Annotated in this window: 6 protein-coding genes; all 6 read right to left on the bottom strand. The window is 66.7% G+C overall.

Annotated features, from left to right (window positions below; all coding sequences use genetic code 11):
- Positions 1-242 precede the first annotated feature (242 nt).
- Positions 243-809, bottom strand: a complete 567-nt coding sequence (locus DM816_RS44065; protein ID WP_211589068.1) for a hypothetical protein — start codon at positions 807-809, stop codon at positions 243-245.
- Between the two features lie 484 nt (positions 810-1,293).
- The gene (locus DM816_RS40175; protein ID WP_117215701.1) at positions 1,294-2,127 is read right to left on the bottom strand and encodes an alpha/beta fold hydrolase; all 834 of its coding nucleotides are present in this window, start codon (positions 2,125-2,127) and stop codon (positions 1,294-1,296) included.
- A 27-nt stretch (positions 2,128-2,154) separates the two neighbouring features.
- Positions 2,155-2,577 carry a DoxX family protein gene (locus DM816_RS40170; protein WP_117215700.1) on the bottom strand — a complete coding sequence of 141 codons (423 nt, stop codon included), beginning with the start codon at positions 2,575-2,577 and terminating at the stop codon, positions 2,155-2,157.
- Between the two features lie 104 nt (positions 2,578-2,681).
- A complete protein-coding gene (locus DM816_RS40165; RefSeq protein ID WP_117215699.1) occupies positions 2,682-3,527 on the bottom strand; it encodes an ABC transporter permease in 846 nt (281 codons plus the stop codon).
- Positions 3,524-4,489, bottom strand: coding sequence for an ATP-binding cassette domain-containing protein (locus DM816_RS40160; RefSeq protein WP_117215698.1), 966 nt, complete (start codon positions 4,487-4,489; stop codon positions 3,524-3,526). Before DM816_RS40160 ends, DM816_RS40165 begins: the two co-directional genes overlap by 4 nt.
- Positions 4,490-4,595: 106 nt before the next feature.
- Positions 4,596-4,808: hypothetical protein (locus tag DM816_RS40155; protein ID WP_211589067.1), on the bottom strand; the 213-nt coding region annotated here is incomplete at its 5' end.

Genomic DNA, 4,808 nt, shown 5'->3' with positions numbered 1-4,808 from the left:
ACATTACGGAGATCTTGACGCACTGGCATGCGGGAAGATCGATCAACGAGATGTCGCTGAGCCTTGGCGTGGACCGCAAGACGATCCGCAAGTACGTGCAGCCGGCGATCGCGGCGGGGATGAAGCCGGGCGGGAAGTCGTTGCCCCAACGAGTGGAACGACCTGATCGGCCGCTGGTTCCCGGAGCTGACCAACACCAGGCTGCGGCAGATCACCTGGCCTCAGATCGACAAGCATGCCGACTACATCCGGGCGCAGCTGGCCGCGGGGGTGCACCAGTCGACGGTGTGGCAGCGGCTGCGCGACGAGCACGGTGTGGAGGCGTCGGTGGCGTCGTTTCGACGGTGGGTGGCCGCGACCGTGCCGGAGGAGACCCGCCGCGCGCAGGTCACGGTGCTGCGCGATGAGGTCCCGGCTGGTGAGGAGGCCCTATGCGGCTTTCCGCATAGGGCCTCGCGGCCCGGGAGGTGCTCTTGCGGGATGAACGCGTTGGCAGGTTCCCGTCCGACCTCGACGCGAATCTCACGGCGTCGGGTGGCGACGTACTCGCGGACCATCCAGTACGACACCACCCCGGCCCCGTCATGTTCGTCAAGCAGTCGATCGAAGATCCGCTTCGCCGTGTGTCGCTGCTTCCGCGGCGCGTCGAGGTCCGAGCGCAGCCAGTCGTCGATCACCACTCGGTACGCGTCAAGCCGTGAGCCGCGTTTGGGCGGTTGCTTTCTCTCCTTCGGCCATGCAGATTCCAGCGCCGCTGTCACGGTTCGGAAGCCGACGCCGTGCTTGCGCTGCAGCGCGCGGTTGGACATCCCAGATCGGGCATCCCGTCGGATCGCCGCGTACAGGTCGACCCGGGAACGCGGCTGCGTCATCGGTGGCACTCCTGACGTGAGCACGCCGTGGGCCCGACTTTCGGCACCGGGCCACCGCCCGGGAACGGTGACCGCATGCGACCACAGCCCGGAATCACTGGCCCTACCGAGGTGCCCGGTCATGTGCTGCGCAGGGCTTCGGTGGGCGGTACTGAGTCGGCCCGGAGTGCGGGGTACGACCGACGACGGAGCCGATGAGCAGCGAGTAGGCCAGGTCGAGTCCCACTGAAGCCCAGGTCAGTACAACGGCCCGGCCTTGCGTGGTGACGAAGACGTTGGTGACGAGCACGCCCAGAATCAGGCCTGTGATGCCGCCGACGACATCAACCTCGACACCACCTGTCCGCCCCGTGTCCCTGGCGCGACGAAGATCTGCTTGCGCGGTGCCTAATCGGTCTTCCCGCAACACCTCGCGGGCCCCTCAGTGTTCGCTGCTGAAGAACCGTAGCAACAGCGGGCCGACGGTCTGTGGGTCGACGACGTGATCCGGCCCCTCGAGGGTCTCCCGTTGAGCACGGGGTAATAGGTCTGCAAGCTCGTCGGCTGCGCGGTCGAAGAAGTCCGAGGGCAGGCCTGCCATGTAGGGGACCGTGATCGGTCCTCCGGTGATGACCAGGACCGGTTGGGTGACCGTTGCCAGTCGATCGGCCGGCAATTGGTAGCGGTTGAGGAAGACGCTGTCGTGGACCAGCGTGGGCACGAGGGCGACCGAATCTGCCCAATGCGCCGTCTGCTTGCCTGCCGCTTTCCTGGCCGCGATGTTGTCGTCGGAGGCGCCGGTCATGCGCATGAACAGTTCGAGAACCTCCTCGTCTCGCCCGGCGTCGAAGGCGCGTCGGGTGTCCGCGATGTACTCCTCGAATCGCGGGCGTATGTCGTCTCCGACCGCGTAGGGCACCTCCCACACGGCGATCGTGTCGATGGCTGACCCTGCCGCGGCGGCTTCCAGCGCCAGCGCGCCGCCAGAGGACGCCCCGAACACGTGCGCCGAGCCGCCCGCCTCCGCGATCAACGCATCCAGGTCCTCGATCTCCCTTTCCACGGCGTAGGGCTCGGTGAAGCCGCTCGCGCCGCGTCCCCGACGGGCATAGTTGTAAACCGTGAAGTGCTCGGCGAGAGCAGGTACCAAGGAAGCGTTCTCGGCTCCGTCGTCCTGTGCGCCGCCTACCAGGACGACAGCCGGGCCGCTTCCTTTCCGGTCGTAGGCGATGATGGTGCCATCGTTTGATGTCACGCGAAAGGCCATCTCGTTCATCTCACATCTCCGTTCGAGAGGTTTGTCTCAGCGCCTGAGCAGCGTGCCGACGACGGCCTCGGTGCGCGACCACCGCGCCCTTGCGATCACGGCCGCCACGACGAGAAAGGCGAGCGGCAGCCAAGGGCTCTGCTCGAGCACGAACTGATCGGTGATGACAGCACCGGTCAGCAATGCCGCCAACCCGAGACTGGCCAGGCCCGCCAGAGCCGGGATCAGAAGTCCAACCCCTCCCGCGACCTCCAGCGCTCCGACCAGGTACCGGAGCCACTGGCCAGCCCCGATGTCGGCGAACATGTCCACCATGACCGGGTCGCCGGCGAGCTTCGAGATTCCGCCGCCGGCGATTATCGCCGCCAGCACGACTTGCAGAATCCAGACCCCGATGCTGCTCGCCCGCCCGGACGTGTGCGCAACGGTTTCCGAGTTGTTCTTGGGGATGGTGCTCATTCGGCTCTCCTTGTCGTGTCCGGGCCTGGTACCGGTGATGGCGTTGGCCGAGTGGGCCGGGGTTGTCGGAGTTGATTTCGACCAAGTGCTCGCGGTAGCGGCATCTACTTCTTGTTGCGGTAGAGGACCATGGTGATGGGACCGAACACCGCGACGAGAAGTACGGACGAGACGAGCACCCAGCCGATTTCCCCGGCGGGCACCGAGCCGTGCATCAGGCCACGCACCACGGTCGCCAGATGGGTGATCGGGTTGACCTCGACGACCGCCTGCAACCACCCAGGCATCGTCTTCGGGTCCACGAAGATGTTGCTCACGAACGTCAGCGGGAACATCACCATCATGCTGACCCCCGCCACCGAGTTCGGCGTGCGCAGGATCAGGCTGAGCATCGTCCACAGCCACGACAGGCAGAACGAGAACACCAGCAGCAGCACCACCGACAGCACCACGCCGACGGCGCCACCCTCCGGCCGGAACCCTAGGACCAGTCCGAGCGTGATCACGATCGCCGACCCGATCGAGTAGCGCATCACATCGCCGAGCAGGGCGCCGACCAGCGGCGACGGTCGCCACACCGGAAGTGACCTGAACCTGTCGAACACCCCCTTCTGGATGTCGGTGTTCAGCGTAATGCCAGTGTTCATGGTGATCATGACGTTCGCCTGCACCAGGATGCCCGGCAGCAGGAACTGCAGGTACTCCTGAGTCGACCCGGCGAGCGCACCACCGAACAGGTAGGTGAACATCAGCGTGAACATGATCGGGAAGATGGTCACGTCGACGAGCTGCTCCGGGACGTGTTTGATCTTCAGCAAAGCGCGCCAGCCGAATGTCAACGAGGTGAGCACCGGGCCGGGGCGCGACGGCCGCTCACCGGCCAACAGCACACTGCGCAGCGCGTCCTCGGTGACCGGCGCCGACGCCTGCTCCGCGGTCGTGGCATTCATGCGGCATCCTCCTCGGGTGTCTCCTCGGCGGCGTGTCCGGTCAGGGTGAGGAACACCTCGTCCAGGCTCGGCTGACCGAGCGCGAACTCGGTGACGTCGATGCCGCTGCGGGACAGCTCGGCCAGGGCGCGGGCGACCCGCTCGGGGTCGGAGATCCGCGCGGACAGCGCGGCCGGGTCAGCGGACGGCTCGACCGGCACCTCGAGGACGCCGGCGAGGACCCGTTCGGCCTCGGCCCGCTGCTCGGGCGCACGTAGCCGTACGTGCAGCGAGCCGGCGCCGACCGATGCCTTGAGCTCGCCGCTCGAGCCCTCGGCGATGACCTTCCCGTGGTCGATCACCGCTATCCGGTCGGCCAGCTGGTCGGCCTCGTCGAGGTACTGCGTGGTCAGCAACACGGTGGCGCTCTCGGCGACCATGCCCCTGACGATCTCCCAGACCTGGTTCCTGCTGCGCGGGTCGAGCCCGGTCGTGGGCTCGTCGAGGAAGATCAGTTCGGGGGTGACGACCAGGCTCGCCGCGATGTCGATGCGCCGGCGCATCCCGCCGGAGTACTTCTTCACCTGCCGGTCGGCCGCCTCGGCAAGACCGAACGCGTCGAGCAGGTCGGTCGCCCGCTCCCTGCCTCGGCGGCGTGAGTAGCCGAGCAGTCTGGCGAGCAGCAACAGGTTCTCCACCCCGGTGAGGTCCTCGTCGACCGACGCGAACTGCCCGGTGAGGCCCACCCTGCTCCGCACCGCCTGGGCGTCACGCACGACGTCGTAGCCGAGCACTTGCGCCTCTCCGGCGTCGGGGCGCAGGAGCGTGGCCAGCATGCGGATCGTGGTGGTCTTGCCCGCCCCGTTCGGACCGAGCACGCCGTACACGCCCCCGGCGCTCACGGCCAGGTCGACACCGGCGACCGCGTGGGTCTTGCCGAAGCTCTTCTTCAACGCTCTCGTCTCGATCGCGAGCCTTCCCATGGGTTCGATTCCTTCTCTCGGTGTTGCGAACGGATTGGTTGAGAGACTAGTCCAGTTTGACTACTTGGCCAGAGTGCACGAGGAGGAAACGTCTAGTCAAGGTTGATTAGACGCGCATCTTGAGGTGATCGGGGACCGTTCGCCACGAACCCGGTTCACCGGCCATGGTGTAGGCGCCCTCAGACAGTCGTTTGCTCAGGCTCTTCGCCCACTCCAGTTCGGTGCGTGCGTGTCCCGCCCACAGTTCGGCCTGATCGCGGACGTGCTCGGGGGCGTCCCGATTGGGGTACTCCCGCCACTTGGCCTGCACTACGAGCTC

This window comes from Allorhizocola rhizosphaerae (genome assembly GCF_003426775.1).
In the GTDB taxonomy this organism is placed as follows: Bacteria; Actinomycetota; Actinomycetes; order Mycobacteriales; family Micromonosporaceae; genus Allorhizocola; species Allorhizocola rhizosphaerae.
Note: the sequence above shows the minus strand (reverse complement) of the source record. Positions and strands in the feature narration are given on the sequence as shown.